Source organism: Reyranella sp. (assembly GCF_036558665.1).
In the GTDB taxonomy this organism is placed as follows: Bacteria; Pseudomonadota; Alphaproteobacteria; order Reyranellales; family Reyranellaceae; genus Reyranella.
Genome location: NZ_DATBFE010000124.1, coordinates 37567 through 55727 on the forward strand (window position 1 = coordinate 37567; position 18161 = coordinate 55727).

Genomic DNA, 18161 nt, shown 5'->3' on the forward strand with positions numbered 1-18161 from the left:
GTCATCGGCCTCTGTCGAACGTCCCCGACTTGCCGCCCGACTTGTGGAGGAGCTTCACCTCCGAGATCACCATGCCGCGGTCGACTGCCTTGCACATGTCGTAGACGGTGAGCGCGGCAACCGATGCCGCGGTCAACGCCTCCATCTCGACGCCTGTACGGCCCCTGAGCTTGCAGGTAGCTTCGATATCGACCGCATGGCGGGCGGCATCGAGCGAGAGTGTCACTTGAACGGATGAGAGCGACAACGGATGGCAGAGCGGGATGAGGTCGGCGGTGCGCTTGGCGGCCATGATACCGGCGAGCTGCGCCACCGCCAGCACGTCGCCCTTAGCGGCCTTCTTGTCCCTGATCAGGGTCAGGGTCGAAGGCTGCATGACGACACTTGCGGTCGCAACGGCCATGCGCTGGGTTTCGTCCTTGGCGCCGACATCGACCATGCGGGCGTTGCCGCGCGCATCGAAGTGGCTGAGCGCCTTGCTCATGCCGCCTTCGCCAAAAGTTCGCGCACGGCGCTCTCGACGTCGGCTACGCGCATCAGACTTTCGCCGATCAAGAAGGCCGAGGCACCCGCCTTGGCCATGCGCGCGAGATCGGCCGGCGTGCCGAGCCCGCTCTCGGCTACCAGCACGCGATCGTTCGGCACCCTGGAGGCGAGTTGCTCGGTGACGGCGAGATCGACAGCCAGCGTCTTGAGATTGCGGTTATTCACACCGATCAGATCGCCGTCGATGCCGAGTGCGCGGTCAAGCTCGTCGCCGTCATGGACCTCGACAAGGACATCCATGCCACAAACGTGAGCCAGGCGGGCAAGCTCGGCCGCGAGCTGGTCGTCGAGGCAGGCCATGATCAACAGGATACAATCGGCACCCAACGCTCTCGCCTCGAACACCTGGTAGGGATCGATCATGAAATCCTTGCGCAACACCGGCAGGCGGGTGGCATTGCGCGCCAGCCCCAGGAATTCGTCCTTGCCCTGGAAGTGGGGCTCGTCCGTCAACACCGAGAGGCAGGTCGCGCCGCCGCGCTCATAAGCACGGGCGAGTGAGGGTGGATCGAAGTCCAGCCGGATCAGCCCCTTGCTGGGCGAGGCTTTTTTGATCTCAGCGATCAGGCCATAGCGATCGGCGGCGATCGCCGCCTTCAGCGCCGCGGCGAAGCCGCGTGGCGCATCCATGGCCCGCGCGGCTCGTTCGACATCGCCCTGCGGCCGGCGTTTGCGCGTCGCGGCGACATGCCGGCGCTTGTCGTCGACGATCCTGGCGAGCGCGTCGCTCATGTGCAGATCCTTTGCAGCGCGGCAAGGGCATGCGCCGCCTTTCCCGTATCGATCGAGCGGGCAGCAAGTGCCGCACCTTCCTTCAGGTCCCTGGCCTTGCTCGCGACCATGAGGGCCGCGGCGCTATTCAGTAACACGATATCGCGGAAGGCGTTGCGTTCGCCCGCCAGCACCTTCTTGATCTCCTCGGCGTTGTGTATGGCATCGGCGCCCTTGAGCTGCTCGATGGAAGCGCGCTTCACGCCGGCCTCCTCCGGCGCGATCTCGAATTCGCGCACCCGGCCGTTCTCCAGCGAAGCAGCCCAGCTCGTGGTCGTCGTCGTGAGTTCGTCCATCCCGTCCTGCCCGTGCACCACCAAGGCGCGCTCCAGGCCCAGTTGCCCAAGTGCCTCGGCGACTGGCCGCAGCCAGCGCCGGTCGAACACGCCGACGAGCTGGCGCTTGACCAGGGCGGGGTTAGACATCGGCCCGAGAAGATTGAAAATCGTGCGGGACGGCGCCAGTTCGGCCCTTGTGCCGGCAACGTTGCGCATGGCGCTGTGATGCCGCGGCGCCATCAGGAAGCAGATATTGGCTTCGACCAGGGCCTTTTCGAGCGTTTCGATAGGCAAATCGAGATTGATGCCAAGGGCATTGAGCACGTCGGCCGCCCCAGACTTGGAGGTGAAGGCCCGATTGCCGTGCTTGGCGACCGGAATGCCGGCGCCGGCCACGACCAGCGCCGAGCAGGACGAGACATTGTAGGTGCCGTGATGGTCGCCGCCGGTACCGACGATGTCGATCGCCCCCGCGGGCGCCCGCACGCGCTGGACCTTGGCGCGCAGCACGCGGGCGCCTCCGGCCAGTTCCTCCGCCGTCTCGCCCCGCACCTTCAAGGCCATCAGGAAGCCGCCCATCTGTGCAGGCGTGGCGTCACCGCTGGTCATGATGTCGAAGGCGCGCTCGGCCTCGTCCACGCTCAAAGGCTGTCCGTCTCCCGCCTTCGCCAGAAGGCCGCGAAAATCGTCGATATCGCCGCTCACCAAGACCCCTTGTTGTTTTGCCCTTGCCCGCTCTGCCGGAGGGCGGGTAGCTATATCACATGGCTGAAGAACTGATCCTCAAGGTCACCGGTATGGATTGCGACGGCTGCATCAAGGCGGTCACGCGGGCCGCGACCGGTGCCGGGACTGCGCCCATTTCCGTTGACCTCGAGAGCGGCGAGATGCGCCTGCCCGCTGGAGCCGACGTACCCGCCATCAGCCGCGCGATCCGCCGCGCCGGGTTTGGGATCGCCGGGTCCTAACCGTTTGATTTCAGGGTTCTAAGCGGCCTTTTGCTTCTGTTGCGTCGGATGCTCTCCGGCGATCTTGAGGAAGTTTTCCAGGATCTTGTGGCCGTGCTCCGAGGCGATGCTCTCGGGGTGGAACTGTACGCCGTGGATGGGCAGGGTCTTGTGCCGCAGCCCCATCACGATCTCGCCGGTCCGGGCGGTGATCTCCAGTTCTTGCGGCAGGCTCGCCCGGTCCACGGTCAACGAGTGATAGCGGGTGGCGGAAAAAGGCGAGGGCACGTCCTCGAAGACCCCCTGGCCGTGATGCTCGATGCGCGAAAGCTTGCCGTGCATCGGCACCGGGGCACGCACGACCTTGCCTCCGAACTCCTGGCCGATCGCCTGATGGCCAAGGCACACGCCCAATAGCGGCACCTGGGCCCGAGCGGCCGCCCTGACCAGCCCCATGCAGATGCCGGCCTCGTTAGGCGTACACGGGCCGGGTGAAAGCACGATGCCATCGGCCTTGAGTGCCATGGCGTCCTCGACCGAGATCTGGTCGTTACGGTGGACCACGCAGCGCGCCCCAAGATCGCCCAGAAAGTGGACGAGGTTGTAGGTGAAACTGTCGTAGTTATCGATCAAAAGCAGCACGTGGCACCTGTTGCCTTGTTCGGGTTATTTTCCCGGAAACGGCGCCTGAAGGAAAGAAGACTGTGAGCGTATTGACTTCCGCGCGCGACGCGGCCGGCACCTTCTCCGACTGGGTCAGCTCCGTCTTCGTGGGGCAGGCGCGCCGGTTCTTTCGCATGCAGAGCCGTCTTCGCTCCAATGAGCCCGTCCAGATCTTCGTGTGCGGGGTCATCGGGGCCGCGATCGGGGCGCTGGTGGCGGGCCTGCGCTGGCTGGTCGATCTGCTACACCATGTCAGCTTCAACCTGCCCGAGGATCGCACTCTCAGCACCGGCATCGGAGTCGATCCGCTGCGAATCTTGATCGTGCCGGTGATCGGTGGCCTCGTGATCGGCCTTTCGGCGATCATCATGCGTCGGCTTCGCCCCCGCGAGATCGTCGACCCGATCGAGGCCAACGCTCTGCACGGCGGCATCATGTCGTTGTTCGACAGCCTTCGGCTGCTGGTCGCAACGCTGACCTCGAACGCCGCGGGCGCAGCGGTCGGGATGGAGGCGGGCTATACCCAGATGGGTTCGGGCATCCTCGCTAAAGTGGGGCAATACTTCCGTCTTCGCCGCACCGACCAGCGCATCTTCGTCGGTGCAGGCGCCGCGGCGGCGATTGCCGCGGCCTTCAATGCACCGTTCGCGGGCGCCTTCTATGGCTACGAACTCATTCTCGGAAACTACTCGGTCAGGGCACTGGCGCCGGTGGCGGCCGCGGCGCTCGCCGGGACCTTCACCGAACGCGCGCTGATCGATCCCGAGCCGATCTTCAGCGTCGAGCAGTTCTTCCATTTCAACCTCAAGGTCTATTTCGTGTTCGGCGCGCTCGGCGTGTTCGCCGCCGGCTTCAGCGTGCTGGCCATGCAATCGGTGACCTGGGCCGAGCGGGGGCTGCGCCGGCTGCCCTTGCCGCAATGGCTGCGGCCCGCCATCGGCGGGCTGTTGCTGTCGGCGATCGCGATCGTCGTGCCGCAGGTGCTGGGCAGCGGCCATGGCGCGATCCAGCTCATGTTCGATCGCAACGTGGCGCTGCGGACCTTCCTCATCCTGCTGTTCGCCAAGCTCATCGCCACCGCCATCTCGCTCGGCTCCGGCTTCCGCGGCGGCATGTTCAGCGCCTCGCTCTTCCTTGGCTGCCTGTTCGGCGGTGCCTTCGCCGGCATCGCCGCTCTCGTGGTGCCGTCACTGAGCGACATGCAATCGGCCTTGATGATGGTGGGCATGGGAGCGGTCGCCGCGGCGGTCATCGGTGCGCCGCTCACCATGGTCTTCCTGGTGCTTGAGGGAACCGGCAGTTTCGCGATGATGGTGGCGGTGATGGTCGGCGTGGTGATCTCCTCGACGATCGTGCGCCTCACCTTCGGCTACTCGTTCTCCACCTGGCGCTTCCACCAGCGCGGCATCGGCATTCGCAGCCCGCACGACATCGGCTGGCTGGCCGATCTGTCGGTCGGCCGGCTGATGCGCACCGACGCGCAGGTCGTCCCGGAGAACACACCGCTCAAGGAGCTGCGCGAAAAATTTCCTCCGGGCACGGCCTGGCATGTGTTCGTGGTGTCGGACAAGGGGATCTACGCCGGTGCCCTCGACAGCGCCAACGTCCACGACGCCCAGCAGAACGACAAGCTCGAGACCCGTTTTGCCCGAGACCTGGCGGCTGATCCGGACGTGTTCCTGCTACCCTATGAGAACGTTCGAACGGCCCTGGCGCGCTTCGAGGACAAGGAGATCGAAACCCTTCCGGTGCTTGCCTCGTCGACCGACCGCTCGATCGTCGGCTATCTCTCCGAGCAGTATGCGCTGCGGCGCTACAATCAGGAGCTCGAACGTCGTCGCAGTGCCGACCTCGGCGAACGCGACCTGTTCTCGCTCGCCGACAAGCAGGGCTGATCAGACGGCTTCGCGACGATGCGGTGACTTGGCCGCCATTGTGACGCTAAGGTGGGCCCATGATCCACGTGGCCGCAATCCTGTCCGTCCTGTTGCTGGCGCTGCCGGCCTTCGCCCAGGTCGATTGCAACGAAGGCATGGAGTCGATCGACCGGGATGCCCCGTCGCGGATGGGGGCGCTTGAATTCACCCGTACCGTGGCGGCGAAGGAAGCGATGCTCGCCAAGGCCTTTGCGACGTTCGGATACAAGGTCGGAGTGAGCGTCCAGACGGTGAGGGGTGACACGGTCGATGGCGAATTCCATCAGGCCTTCGATGTCGGTTTCGATGACACCGGGACTCGCGTGACAAAACCCGCAGAGCCCGAAGTCAACACGCTGAGCCGGCTTGCGCTTTCAACCAAGGACGTCGACACCTACGTCAGGACACCGTGGTTTGCCCTGACCTCGGACGTGCTGGCCGAGAAGGATGCGGTATATTCGGGGCGTCAGAGACTCGATGGCCACAATGCGAGCGTCTTCGACATGCTGCCCCGCAACGACCAGGCACCGCTGCGTGGCTTCATCGGCCGCGTCTGGGTATGGGCCAGCCGGAGCGCCGTGCTCCGAAGTTGCGGCCGTTTCGCCGGCTCTCCGATTGGACCGATGCGATACGAGATTCGCCGCGCGCAGGTGGGCGAGGACAACTGGTTTCCTGCTCTGATACGTGCTGACGAGACCCTGCATCCGGACGACAATCCGGTCCACGTGCGAGTGAGCGTCCGGTACTCGAACTACAAGGCGCGGTGATCGCGCGCCCATGGTCGTCTCTCCGCTGATTGTCGGGCTGCTGCTGGCGGCAGCCCTCATGCATGCGAGCTGGAATGCACTGCTGAAATCGGACCGGTCCGACCGGCTGGCGACCTTCGGGGTCATCATGACGACCGGAACGGCGATGGGCATCTGCGCCGTCCCGTTCCTGCCCATGATCGAACCGGCGGCATGGAAGTTCATCGCGCTCTCCGTGCTGATCCACCTCGCCTATTACACCTTCCTGCTCAAGGCCTACTCCTACGGCGATCTCAGCCATACCTATCCGATCGCCCGCGGGCTCGGACCATTGCTGGTCGCAATCCTGTCGGGCCAGCTCGTCGGCGAGCACCTGCGCACGCAGGACGCGCTCGGCGTCCTGCTGCTGAGCTGCGGACTCGTGGCCCTCGCCCTGCCGGTGCGGATGGCCGCGCCGAAGCCGGGGGGACGATACGGGCTGGCAACCACCTTCGCGGTGCTCACGGGCATCTCCATTGCCGGCTACATCATCGCCGACGGCCTCGGCGTGCGTGCTGCGGGTCCGACGCTCGGGCAGAAGGTCGGCTATATCGCCTGGCTCTGCGTGCTCGAGGGACCGTGGCTGCTGGTGCTGGCGATCGCGCTCAGGCCGGCGAAGGTGTGGACGCACCTGCGCGGCAACTGGTGGCGCGGCGTTCTGGGCGGCGCCATTGCCAGCACCGGCTATGGCATCGCGATCTACGGGCTCGCCGCGGGACCGATGGCCCATGTCGCGGCGCTGCGCGAGACCTCCGTCTTGTTCGGTACGCTGATCGGCACGATGCTGCTCGGCGAGCCGTTCGGCGGGCGGCGCGTCGCCGCAGCCCTTGTCATCGTTTCGGGCCTTGTGCTGATGAACGGTCCCGCGCTCTTCTAGCATCGTGTCGACACGCAATCTCGAGCAGCTCATCGCTCCGCGTTCGCTCGTCGCCATCGGCGCGAGTGCGCGGCCCGGCAGCGTCGGCGCGGCGGTGACGCGCAACCTGCTGGCGGGCGGATTCAAGGGCGACCTGCATCTCGTGAACATCAAGGGCGGCGAGATCGAGGGACACCCTCTGTTGCACAGCCTCGCGGAGCTGCCCGCACCCGCCGACCTCGCCATCATCATGACACCGGCGGGTACGGTACCCGATCTCATCCATGAGCTCGGTCGGCGCGGCACCAAGGTCGCAGTCGTCATCAGCGCCGGCCCTGGCCAGGGACCGAGCGCTGCCGAGACGAACGCACACTGGCGGCAGCATCTGCTCGAGACTGCCAGGCCGTTCCTGCTGCGCGTCGTCGGGCCCAACTGCATCGGCTACGCCGCGCCGAAGATCGGACTCAATGGCAGTTTCGGCCCCGCCAAGCTGAAGAGCGGCCGCCTGGCGGCTATCGCCCAGTCAGGTGCGGTGCTGGCGGGCCTGGTCGACTGGGGCATGGCGCAGGGCATCGGCTTCTCGCATCTCTTCTCGATGGGCGACATGGCCGACGTCGATTTCGGCGACGTGCTCGACATGCTGGCACGCGACTACGACACGCGCGCCGTGCTGATGTATGTCGAAGGCATCACACATGCCCGCAAGTTCATGTCGGCGGCGCGCGGCGTGGCACGGCTGAAGCCGGTGATCGTACTGAAGGCCGGCCGGCACGCGGCGGCAGCGCAGGCGGCGGCCTCGCACACAGGATCGATGGCGGGATCGACGGCAGTCTACGAGGCTGCCTTCGCGCGCGCCGGCCTGGTCGGCGTGACCGATCTCGGTGAGCTGTTCGATGCGGCCGAGACTCTGGGGCACGGGCTGCTGCCACGTAGCGAGCGGCTTGCGATCCTGACCAACGGCGGAGGGGCGGGAATCATCGCCACTGATCTCCTCATCGACGAGGGTGGCGAGCTTGCGGCGTTGCAGGCCGGCACGCTCGAGCAGCTCGACAAGCGGTTGCCACGCATCTGGTCGCACGGAAATCCCGTCGATATCGTCGGCGACGCCGATGGCGTCCGCTACGCCGCGGCGCTCGATATCCTCGCCGCCGATCGCGGCGTGGGCGCCGTGCTCGCCATGAACGTGCCGACGGCGTTGGCGTCGTCGGAAGAGGTGGCGCGCGCAGTCGCTGGTTCGGGCGGGCGTCGCATGGTGCCGGTGGTCGGTTGCTGGATCGGCGGACCCGATGCAGATGCCGGCCGGCGTGCGTTGCATGAGGCGGGCATTCCGGCATTCGATACGCCGCTGCGCGCGGTACACGGCTTCATGCATATCATCCAGTATCGCCGTGGCCAGCGTGCCCTGCAGCGCACACCGCCGTCGGTCGCCGAGGTGCGCTCCGATACGGCGCTGGTGCGGACCATCGTCGAAACCGCGCTTGCCGACGATCGTCAGCTTCTGACCGAACCCGAATCAAAGCGCGTCCTGGCCGCCTACGGCATTCCAGTCGTGCCCACCGAGATTGTGCGCGATGCCGCCGAGGCGGTGGCGGCGGCGGTGCGCACCGGCTTTCCAGTAGCAGTGAAGATCCTGTCGCGCGACATCCCGCACAAATCCGATGTCGGCGGCGTGGCACTCGACCTCGTCTCCGAGCAAGCCGTGCTTGACGCCGTACGAGAGATGACGGGCAAGGCTCTGGTGATGGCCAACCGCGCGCGCATCGACGGCTTCGTCGTGCAGCCCATGATCAGGCGGCCGAACGCGATCGAGCTCATCCTTGGTGCGGCTGAGGACAAGGTGTTCGGACCCATTTTGATGGTAGGGCATGGCGGCGTCGCGGCCGAGGTGATCGACGACAAGGCGCTCGCCTTGCCGCCGCTCGATCCGGTACTGGCCGAAAGCGCACTGGCGCGCACGCGTGTCGACCGGCTGCTGCGCGGCTATCGCGATCGGCCGCCGGCGGCAAGGAGTGCGGTCGCGGAGGCGATGGTGCGGCTGTCGCAACTCATTGCCGACGTCGACGATATCGCCGAGCTCGACGTCAATCCCTTGTTGGTTGACGCCGAGGGTGTGATCGCCCTCGATGCTCGCATCGTCGTGCGCAAGCAGGAGGGACAGGAGCGGGCCGCGCGCTTCGCCATCCGGCCCTATCCGGTCGAGCTCGAGAGCGACGTCGAGCATCGCGGCCAGCGCCTGCATATCCGGCCGATCCGGCCCGAGGACGAGGAACTGCTCAACACCTTCACACGGCACCTTACGGCCGAGGACATCAGGATGAGATTCTTCGGGCCGTTGCGTGAACTCAGCCACGAGATGGCCGCGCGCCTGACCCAAATCGACTACGATCGCGAAATGGCTTTTCTGTTGCTCGACGGCCGAGAATTGCTCGGGGTCGGCCGGCTGGCCGCCGACCCCGACTTCGAGCAGGCGGAATTCGCTCTGATCGTCGCGTCCGACCGGCAGCGCCGCGGATACGGCGCACTGTTGCTCGGACATGTGCTCGACTACGCGCGTGGCCGCCGCATCAAGCGCGTCGTCGGCTACGTTCTTCGCGAGAACCACCGCATGCTCGACCTGACCGAACGACTGGGCTTCAGGCGCGAGCCGGGCCGAGCCGGCAATGCCGACATCTGCGTGGTGAAGGCATTGGATGATTTGTAACCTTTGTTTTGTCGGCCGCGCTGAACTAAGGCCGAATTATGGCAGAATGCCAAAGGCTTAACTTCGAATTTTCAGATGGCATCAAAGAAGAACAGAAGCAGGAAGGCGAACAGAAAGAGTCCGAAGTCTGCCGCGAGCCGGCGCGATCGGCTGGTTCGCGGCTACCGCAGTCTTGTGAGCTGGATCGAAGGCCATCGCTGGCCGTCGCTTGCAGCCGGCATCCTTGTCCTCCTCGTCGGCAGTTTCCTCGGCAGCTACTGGCTCGCCAACAAGCTCGACTCGTTCGACCGCGAACGCGTCGTGCGCGATGCCCTGAGGGAGATGAAGCGTGAGAACCCGCAGCAGCCGACGCTCAAGTATGACCGCATCGATGATATTCCCGGGCTGCCGCGCTACACGGAGACCGAACCGGGGCAGGTGCGCACGACCATCGAGGAACCAGTCCGCAAGCTTCCCAAACCTACCCAGGTCGCGGCGCTTGCAGCCAGCGAACAGCCGGCCTGGCGGCGCTACGCCGTGCCGTTCGGCGATCTCAACAGCAGGCCGTTGATCGCCATTGTGATCGACGATGTGGGCATCGATCGTCCGCGCTCCAGGCGGGCGTGGGAATTGCCGGGACCGATCACACTCTCGTTCCTGCCTTATGCCAGGGACCTTGATGAGCAGGCGAAGGCCGCCCGGGCGCATGGCGACGAGTTGATGCTGCATATGCCAATGGAGCCGCTGGGCCACGCCGATCCCGGCCCGAACGCAATTCTCACCTCGCTGAGCGAGAGCGAAATTCGACAACGCGTGACGGCCGATCTCGACAGTTTCGACGGCTATGTCGGCGTCAACAATCACATGGGCAGCCGTTTCACTGCCTTCAGACCGGGCATGGAGACGGTCTTGCGCCTCCTCAAGGCGCGCGGACTGCTGTTTCTCGATTCGCGCACGACGGCGCAGACAGTCGGCGAGAGCTTGGCGCAAGAGCTCGGCGTCCCGACAGTGTCACGCAACATCTTCCTCGACGACGACCAGTCCCTGGCCACCGTGAAGCACCAGCTTGCCGAGACCGAAGAGGTAGCGCGCCGCCAGGGCTTCGTCGTGGCGATCGGCCATCCGCACGAGCACACCTTGCAGGCGCTCGCAGAATGGCTGCCAGGCCTCGCTGGCAAGGGTTTCGCAGCCGCGCCGCTTACCGCCGCGTTGCGCAAGCGCAACGGTTGGGATTGAGTCGGCCTTGTCAGTTTGGAGGACATGACAGTGCGCTATCACAAGCCGGCGATGATCGTCGCACCGCAACCCGAAGGCGCGGAGGCAGGAGCCGATGCGCTGCGTGAAGGCGGCAATGCCGTCGATGCCGGCATTGCCTGCGCCCTGGTCCAAGGCGTCGTCGACCCGCTGATGTGTGGCATCGCCGGTTTCGGCAGTTGCGCTATCTACATGCCGGGCAAGAAGTTCCACGGCTACATCGATGCCCACGCGCCGGCTCCGCTCGCAGCAAAGCCCGACATGTGGGCCAACCTGATCGAGAGCGAGGCGCGCGACGGCTACGGCTTCATCCTGAAGGGCCGCGTGAACGACATCGGATACAAGTCGATCTGCGCTCCGGCCAACCTCAGGATGTATTACGAGGCGCATCAGGAGCACGGCCGGCTTCCCTGGTCGCGCATCGTCGAGCCCGCCATCCATTGGGCCGAGAACGGCTGGACGGTGCGGCCGCATGTCCATTTCTGGTGGGCCGACGAGGGGGCCTTCGGCCGCGCGCCCAACCATGAGCGCATCACGTCCTTTCCCGCTCCCCGCACGCTCTATTGCCGGCCGGACGGAACGCCCAAGCGCGTGGGCGATGTGGTGGTGAACCGGGACTACGGCCAGACCTTGCGCGCCATCGCCAAAGGCGGTGCCGACGTCTTCTATTCCGGCGAGCTCGCGCGCGCGATCGACGAGGACATGAAGAAGAACGATGCGCTTCTGTCGATCAGCGACCTCGAAGCGTGGAAGACCGTAAGCAATGCCCCGCTCTGGGGCGACTACCGCGGCTACAGGGTCTCGACCAACCAGCCACCCGGCGGCGGCGTGATGCTGGTCGAGATGCTGAACATCCTCGAGAACTTCGTCCTGGGCGAACTGGAGCACAATTCACCGGAATATGTGCGCGTCGTCGCCGAGGCGATGAAGCGCGCCACGATCGACAAGGACGCGCATGTCGGCGATCCGAAGTTCGTCAAGGTGCCGGTCGAGCGGCTCACCTCCAAGGACTACGCCAGGCAGATGGCCGACGAGATTCGGCGCGGCGTGAAGGCGCATGTGCCCCGCTTCAACTCGGGCGCGGTCAGCAAGGACACGACGCACATCTCCGTCCTCGACAAGGAGGGCAATTGCTTCGCCATGACCCATTCGCTCGGCATGCCCTCCGGGGTGATCACGCCTGGTCTGGGCTTCATGTACAACGGATGCATGGGTGTGTTCGATCCGCGGCCGGGTCATGCCGGGTCGATCGCACCCGGCAAGGCGCGGTTCAGCTCGGTCGTGCCCTCCATCCTGTTCAGGGGCAACAAGCCGCATCTCATCATCGGCGCACCGGGCGCCACCCAGATCGCTATGGGCGTGCTGCACGTGATCCTGAACGCGCTCGACTTCGATATGACCATGGTGGAGGCGGTGAGCGCACCGCGCTTCTCCGCCACCTCGGACGCGATCGACATCTCCAACCGCATCCAGTGGAAGGTCGAGCGCGAACTGCAGACGATGGGCTACCCCGTCGTGCGCAGCCCCTATGGCTTCGGCTTTGCCGCCGTGCACGGCATCAGGCTCCACGACGACGGGCTCGATGGCGGCGCCGATCCTGGGCACGACGGCGTCGTCATCGCGGTCTGAGGCCAAAGTCAGACGGGCAGCTTCCGCTTCTGATGCGCCCGCCCGACCTTGGCGGTTTCGGGATCGTGGCCGGAAATGACGCGCACGCCTTCATCGAGGCGCTGGGCGATGTTGTCCGGCGTCGCCCCTTCGAGGAAGGCGAGATTGTTGGCCCGGCAGGCGGCGAACACCTTGGCGCGGGCAGCTTCCATCACGGGCGGGTAGGGCCGCCGCTGAAGGCTGGTATAGCCCAGCGCCAATCCCAGATCGCCCGGCCCCAGTTCGGCAAACCCCAATCCAGGCACCGCCAAAATCTCCTCGCAATGCTCGACACCGGGAGGGCTTTCAATCTTTACACCGAGCAAAAGTTCGCCGCGTGGGCTGAGTGGCCAAGGTTCGCAGCAGGCAAAATATTCTTGTTGATCAAGGTCCCAGACCGGCGCGGCTGTCGGCTCCGAACCGCGGCCACGGCTCCCGATTCCCAGCTTGTCGATGCCAATTTTATGGTGAGGAAAGCGGCAAGCCCGCACGAATTCGCGCACGGCGTCGGCTGACTCCGCCTGGCAGAGCAGGATGCCGTGCACGCCGCGGCCCAGGATTTGCCGGAACTGCCAGGCATTGAAGGCGACGTTCGATCCATCCGTGCCGTTCACGGGTGCCTCGACGATGATCGCGGGCGTGCGATGGCCGGAGGCCGTCGGGCCGCCGTCGACCAGGCCGCGCATGTACTCGGCAAGGCCGGCCATGTCGAAGGCGCCGTGCTCCATGCCGACGTTGATGTAGTCCGCCCAGGTTCGCGCATCCCTGCGCCCCTGTTCGTAGGTCAGCACGTGCCCGGTATGCGGCCCGTCGTAATAGATCGCCTGACCGGCTTCCAGAAGCTCGATGGCGCGATTGATGCGCTTGGCCATGCCCGTCTCCTCGGTTCTTTGTGGCCAGAATAGCCGCTAAACTTCAAGCGTGGCGATCCTGACGGAAAACATGAAGCGGCTGATCGCGGAACAGAAGCTCGGCTTCGGCGCGACCGCCGGCGAACTGCGGCGGAAATGGCGAGCCTATTTCGACTCGATCCTGCCAAGGGACTGAGGGCGCAGAGCTCGCCGGCCTCTCTCGATCAGGAACCGCACCGTCGTCCGGCCTGCCACCCCGGGGGAAGCCGCCGACGTTGATGGGCCGCAAATGATAGCGTTATCATTGAGGCCATGGTTCGAATGTTTTGAGAGGAAACACCATGATTTCCGAGCGCGACGTCGCCTTCTATAGAGAGCAGGGCTACATCGTCGTGCCCGACCTGCTCGACAGCCCGACGTTGAGCGCCCTGCACCAGGTCATTGCCGAGTTGATAGAGGGCGCGCGCGGTCTCACGGGCCACACCGATATCTACGATCTTGAACCCACCCACCGCCCCGACGTCCCGCGCGTGCGCCGCCTCAAGACGCCGCATCTGCATCACGAGATCTTCCGCCGCGTCGCGCGCACGCCGCGCATGGTCGAGGTTCTGAAACAGCTCCTGGGGCGTTCCGGCGTCCGCTTGCACGGCTCGAAGCTCAACCTGAAGGCGCCGCAGTATGGCTCGCCGGTGGAATGGCATCAGGACTGGGCCTTCTATCCACATACCAATGACGATCTGCTGGCGGTCGGCGTCATGCTCGACGACTGTGCGCTGGAGAACGGGCCGCTCATGGTCGTGCCAGGCTCGCACAGGGGACCGGTTTATGACCACCATTGCGACGGCTACTTCTGCGGTGCCATCGATCCTTCCTGCGACATCGATCATGCGAGGGCGGTGCCGCTGATCGGCCGCGCAGGCTCCATGAGCTTCCATCACGTGCGCCTGGTGCATGGCTCGGCGCAGAACGTGTCGGACAAGCCGCGCCAGCTTCTGCTCTACGAATTCGCCGCCGCCGATGCCTTCCCGCTGGTGAAGCCCGTCACCGATCTCGCGGCATTCGATGCCAACCTGATCGCGGGCGAGTCGGTCGTCACGCCGCGGCTTGCCGATGTGCCAGTGCGCATGCCGCTGCCGCCCGCGCCGCACCAGGGTTCGATCTACGAGAACCAGACCTCGATGCGGTCGCGCTACTTCGCCATCACCGGCGAGGCGAGGCAAACGGCGCTGGCAAATTGACGAAGCGCTGGATACGCCGTTGCTCACGGACCGGTGTTTGGCAACTGCGGTAGGCCACCACGCCGCGGGGCGAGCTGGTTTAAGGCGCGGGCCACGGCCAATCATTTGCTGGCGAATCCACGAAGACCGCTTCCGCAGCCGCCGGGAGAGTCGCTGGACCGCTTTGCGTGCTGCAACGCGGCGCGGTACCTTCGCGGTCTCGAAGGAGCCTAAGATGGATTTGACATTCGGCAAGGAAGAATTGGCCTTCCAGCATGAAGTGCGCGACTGGCTGAAGGAGAACCTGACGCCCGAGATCGTGGGCGAGATCAAGGTCGCGCGGAATGCCTACATGCCGAAGGAGCGGCTGGTCGACTGGCAAAAGCGGCTGGCCAGCAAGGGCTGGCTCTGCACCGGCTGGCCCAAGGAATTCGGCGGACCGGGCTTCACCACGACGCAGAAATACATCTTCGAGATGGAACTCGCTCGCGCGGGCGCGCCGGGCACGTCGCCGTTCGGACCGAAGATGTGTGCGCCCGTGATCATGAAATACGGCTCACCGGAACAGAAGGCGCGGCATTTGCCGCCGATGCTCAATTCCGATCTGATCTGGTGCCAGGGCTATTCCGAGCCCGGCTCTGGCTCGGACCTCGCGAGCTTGCGGACCCGGGCGGTGCGCGAGGGCGACTATTACATCGTGAATGGCCAGAAGACCTGGACGACGCTCGCCCAGACGGCCGACTGGATCTTCTGCCTGGTGCGCACCTCGACGGCAGGCAAGCCGCAGGAAGGCATTTCCTTTCTGCTGATCGACATGAAGACGCCGGGCATCTCCGTCGAGCCCATCATCACCGCCGACGGCAACAGAGCTGGCACGCAGGAGGTGAACTCGGTCTTCTTCACGGACGTGAAGGTCCCGGTGGAGAATCGCGTCGGCGAGGAGAACAAGGGCTGGACCTACGCCAAGTACCTGCTCGAGTTCGAGCGTGGGGGCAATCCCTACAGTCCGCGGCTGCGCTCGGCCTTCGAACGGCTGGTTCGCATCGCCAGGTCGATGCCGGATGGCAACGACTCGATCCTCGCTGACACCGGCTGGCGTGAGAAGCTTGCGCGCATGGACATCGAAATTTCGGGTCTCGAGATGTTCGAACAGGAGTTCTACTCGCGGCTCGCGTCCGGGCAGAATCCCGGTCCGATGTCCTCGATGATCAAGCTGCGCGGCACCGAGGTGATGCAGCAGGTCCAGGAGTTCGCCGTCGAGGCGGCCGGTTGGTACTCGATGCCGTTCCCCGAGCAGCGTGCCTGGAACGCCAATGTGGAGCCGATCGGACCCGAGGGCGTCGATGTGCTCGCGCCACGCTACTTCAACGGCCGCAAGATGACGATCTACGGCGGCTCGTCGGAAGTGCAGCGGGGAATTATGTCGAAGGTCATGCTGGGCCTGTAAAAATGGATCTCGCCTTCAACGCCGAGGAACTCGCGTTTCAGAAGGAGGTCCGCGACTGGATCGCGGCCAACATGCCGCCGGAGGTGGCGGAGGAGAGTCGGCGCAGCCGGTCGAGCCACGTTTCCAAGGAGCGACTGCTGCAATGGCAGAAGAAACTCGCCAGCAAGGGTTGGCTCTGCCCGAACTGGCCAAAAGAGTATGGCGGCCCGGGTTGGAGTTCGACACAGAAATTCATCCTGGAGATGGAACTCGCGCGCGCCGACTCGCCCTATCTTTCGTCATTCAGCATCAAGATGGTGGCACCCGTCCTGATGAAGTTCGGCAGCGAGGCGCAGAAGAATCGCTTCCTGCCCAGGATCGCGGCGGCCGACGAGCTATGGTGTCAGGGCTACTCGGAACCGGGCTCAGGCTCCGACCTTGCGAGTTTGCGGACGCGGGCGGTGCGCAAAGGCGACCACTACATCGTCAACGGCCAGAAAATCTGGACGACCAATGCGCACTGGGCCGACTGGATATTCTGTCTCGTGCGCACCTCGAACGCGGGCAAGCAGCAGGAGGGCATCTCCTTCCTGCTGATCGACATGAAGTCGCCGGGCATCCGTATCGACCCCATCTTCCTGGTCGACGGTACGCGCACGCCCATGCGGCACGAGGTGAACCAGGTCTTCTTCACCGACGTCAAGGTGCCGGCTGAGAATCTGGTGGGTGAGGAGAACAAGGGCTGGACCTACGCCAAGTACCTGCTCGAGTTCGAGCGCGGCGGACAGGCTTTCGGGCCGCGCCTGCGCAAGGCCTTCCGCCATCTGCAGACTCTGTCCAGGACACAGCTCGATTCCGGCGAGCCGCTGACCGCCAATTTGGAATGGCGCGAGAAGATGGCGGCGCTCGAGATCGAGATCGATGCGATCGAGATGAACGAGCTCATGTTCTACTCGGGCCTCAAGACCGGCGATGCCCCAGGCAACATGGGCTCGGTCGTGAAGATGCGCGGGACCGAAGTCGGCCAGAAGGTGACCGAGCTCGCGGTCGAGGCGGTGGGCTGGTACGGCGCACCGTTCACCGAATTGCGCAACTACGACAGCAACGTCGTGCCGGTGGGCGGCGATCATGTCGACGACGTGGCGCCGCGCTATTTCAACAACCGCAAGACCACGATCTACGGCGGCTCGTCGGAAGTGCAGCGCAACGTGCTCGCCAAGGCTATGCTGGGGCTCTGATCGTCGAGCCGAGGAGGAAAGGGAAGAAATGGAATACCGCAACCTCGGCCGCTCCGGCGTAAAAGTCTCGGAGATCTGCCTTGGCACCATGACCTTCGGCAACGGGGCCGATCAGGGCGGGGCCACACGCATGGTGCATGCCGCGCTCGACGCCGGCGTCAATTTCTTCGACACCGCCAACGCCTATGTCTGGGGCAAATCGGAGGCCATGCTGGGCGTGGCGCTCAAGGGTAAGCGGCACCAGGCGGTGGTTGCGTCCAAGGTATTCAACCCGATGGGGCCGGGCCCGAATGATTCAGGCGGCTCGCGGCTGCACATCAGGCAGGAGATCGAGGCCAGCCTGAAGCGGCTGCAGACCGACTATATCGACATCCATTACGTCCATCACGTCGACCATGAAACGCCGATCGAGGAAACCCTGCGCGCCTTCGAGGACCTCGTGCGCGAGGGAAAAATCCTCTACACCGCCTGCTCCAACTTCGAGGCCTGGCGCCTGATCGATGCGCTCTGGATCGCCCAGTCGCGCGGCTGGGACAGGTTCATCGCCTACCAGCCGCAATACAATCTCGTCGTGCGCGACATCGACGAGGAGATCGTGCCGGCCTGCCAGGCCAAGGGGCTGGGGGTCGTCGCCTGGTCGCCGCTCGCCTCGGGCTACCTCGCCGGCAAGTACACCCCCGGCAGTCTCAAGGTGCAGGGCACGCGCTCGGCCGAGGGCTGGGGCTTCCAAGGCCGCTTCTTCACGCCGAGTCACGCCGAGATCCTGCAGACGCTGCTCGATACCGCCAAGGAAATCGGCCGCACGCCCGCGCAGACGGCACTGCGTTGGGTGATGGATCAGCCGTTCATGACCAGCGCCATCGTGGGCGCGCGCAACGCCGAGCAGCTCGCCGATACGCTGAAGGCGGGCGGCTGGCGCCTGCCTGCCGAGGCACTGGAGAAATTGAACAAGATATCGGGTCGCCCCAACCGCTATCCGCGCGCGTTCGAGGATCCGATGCCTGAAAGACGTAAGGCCGCCGTCAAGATGCCGGGGACGGCATAGTCCGGCGCACCATCGCGACCGCGAGCTTGAGCGTCTTCCGG

Annotated in this window: 17 protein-coding genes; 12 read left to right on the top strand and 5 right to left on the bottom strand. The window is 65.1% G+C overall.

What is annotated here, in order from left to right:
- Position 1: 1 nt before the first annotated feature.
- Genes moaC through trpD form a run of 3 tightly spaced genes read right to left on the bottom strand, consistent with a single transcriptional unit; the run spans position 2 to position 2288 of the window.
- Positions 2-484: a cyclic pyranopterin monophosphate synthase MoaC gene (gene moaC, locus VH499_RS18130; protein WP_332054150.1), complete on the bottom strand. Its 483-nt coding sequence runs from the start codon at positions 482-484 to the stop codon at positions 2-4.
- Positions 481-1278, bottom strand: a complete 798-nt coding sequence (gene trpC, locus VH499_RS18135) for an indole-3-glycerol phosphate synthase TrpC (RefSeq protein ID WP_332054151.1) — start codon at positions 1276-1278, stop codon at positions 481-483. The genes moaC and trpC overlap by 4 nt, the downstream gene beginning before the upstream one ends.
- On the bottom strand, positions 1275-2288 hold the full coding sequence (trpD, locus tag VH499_RS18140) for an anthranilate phosphoribosyltransferase (protein ID WP_332054212.1): 1014 nt from the start codon (positions 2286-2288) through the stop codon (positions 1275-1277). Before trpD ends, trpC begins: the two co-directional genes overlap by 4 nt.
- A 71-nt stretch (positions 2289-2359) precedes the next feature.
- Between trpD and VH499_RS18145 the strand changes: the two genes are divergently transcribed.
- Complete coding sequence (locus tag VH499_RS18145; protein WP_332054152.1) at positions 2360-2563, top strand: heavy metal-associated domain-containing protein; 204 nt, start codon at positions 2360-2362, stop codon at positions 2561-2563.
- Between the two features lie 18 nt (positions 2564-2581).
- Here VH499_RS18145 and VH499_RS18150 read toward each other — a convergent pair whose 3' ends face one another.
- Positions 2582-3184: an aminodeoxychorismate/anthranilate synthase component II gene (locus VH499_RS18150; protein ID WP_332054153.1), complete on the bottom strand. Its 603-nt coding sequence runs from the start codon at positions 3182-3184 to the stop codon at positions 2582-2584.
- 62 nt (positions 3185-3246) lie between these two features.
- On the opposite strand from VH499_RS18150, the gene VH499_RS18155 reads away from it, so the two are divergent.
- From VH499_RS18155 to VH499_RS18180, 6 genes are all read left to right on the top strand, one after another.
- Positions 3247-5100 carry a chloride channel protein gene (locus tag VH499_RS18155; protein ID WP_332054154.1) on the top strand — a complete coding sequence of 618 codons (1854 nt, stop codon included), beginning with the start codon at positions 3247-3249 and terminating at the stop codon, positions 5098-5100.
- 59 nt (positions 5101-5159) lie between these two features.
- A complete protein-coding gene (locus VH499_RS18160; RefSeq protein ID WP_332054155.1) occupies positions 5160-5888 on the top strand; it encodes a hypothetical protein in 729 nt (242 codons plus the stop codon).
- Between the two features lie 10 nt (positions 5889-5898).
- On the top strand, positions 5899-6783 hold the full coding sequence (locus VH499_RS18165; RefSeq protein WP_332054156.1) for an EamA family transporter: 885 nt from the start codon (positions 5899-5901) through the stop codon (positions 6781-6783).
- Positions 6784-6787: 4 nt separating this feature from the next.
- Positions 6788-9463 (top strand): bifunctional acetate--CoA ligase family protein/GNAT family N-acetyltransferase, encoded by a 2676-nt coding sequence (locus VH499_RS18170; protein WP_332054157.1) that lies wholly within the window; start codon positions 6788-6790, stop codon positions 9461-9463.
- Positions 9464-9538: 75 nt separating this feature from the next.
- Entirely contained in the window at positions 9539-10678 is a 1140-nt protein-coding gene (locus tag VH499_RS18175; protein ID WP_332054158.1) for a divergent polysaccharide deacetylase family protein, read from the top strand.
- 24 nt (positions 10679-10702) lie between these two features.
- A complete protein-coding gene (locus VH499_RS18180) occupies positions 10703-12325 on the top strand; it encodes a gamma-glutamyltransferase family protein (RefSeq protein WP_332054159.1) in 1623 nt (540 codons plus the stop codon).
- Between the two features lie 8 nt (positions 12326-12333).
- Here the strand turns inward: VH499_RS18180 and VH499_RS18185 are convergent, their stop codons facing one another.
- Positions 12334-13215, bottom strand: coding sequence for an aldolase/citrate lyase family protein (locus tag VH499_RS18185; RefSeq protein ID WP_332054160.1), 882 nt, complete (start codon positions 13213-13215; stop codon positions 12334-12336).
- A gap of 49 nt (positions 13216-13264) precedes the next feature.
- Between VH499_RS18185 and VH499_RS18190 the strand changes: the two genes are divergently transcribed.
- The 5 genes from VH499_RS18190 to VH499_RS18210 all read left to right on the top strand — a co-directional run bounded on the left by VH499_RS18190 (position 13265) and on the right by VH499_RS18210 (position 18120).
- Entirely contained in the window at positions 13265-13390 is a 126-nt protein-coding gene (locus VH499_RS18190; protein WP_332054161.1) for a hypothetical protein, read from the top strand.
- Between the two features lie 145 nt (positions 13391-13535).
- On the top strand, positions 13536-14432 hold the full coding sequence (locus tag VH499_RS18195) for a phytanoyl-CoA dioxygenase family protein (protein WP_332054162.1): 897 nt from the start codon (positions 13536-13538) through the stop codon (positions 14430-14432).
- A gap of 214 nt (positions 14433-14646) precedes the next feature.
- Positions 14647-15858, top strand: coding sequence for an acyl-CoA dehydrogenase family protein (locus tag VH499_RS18200; protein WP_332054163.1), 1212 nt, complete (start codon positions 14647-14649; stop codon positions 15856-15858).
- A 2-nt stretch (positions 15859-15860) separates the two neighbouring features.
- Complete coding sequence (locus tag VH499_RS18205; protein WP_332054164.1) at positions 15861-17075, top strand: acyl-CoA dehydrogenase family protein; 1215 nt, start codon at positions 15861-15863, stop codon at positions 17073-17075.
- Between the two features lie 28 nt (positions 17076-17103).
- Positions 17104-18120 (top strand): aldo/keto reductase, encoded by a 1017-nt coding sequence (locus VH499_RS18210; RefSeq protein ID WP_332054165.1) that lies wholly within the window; start codon positions 17104-17106, stop codon positions 18118-18120.
- The last annotated feature ends 41 nt before the right edge of the window (positions 18121-18161 follow it).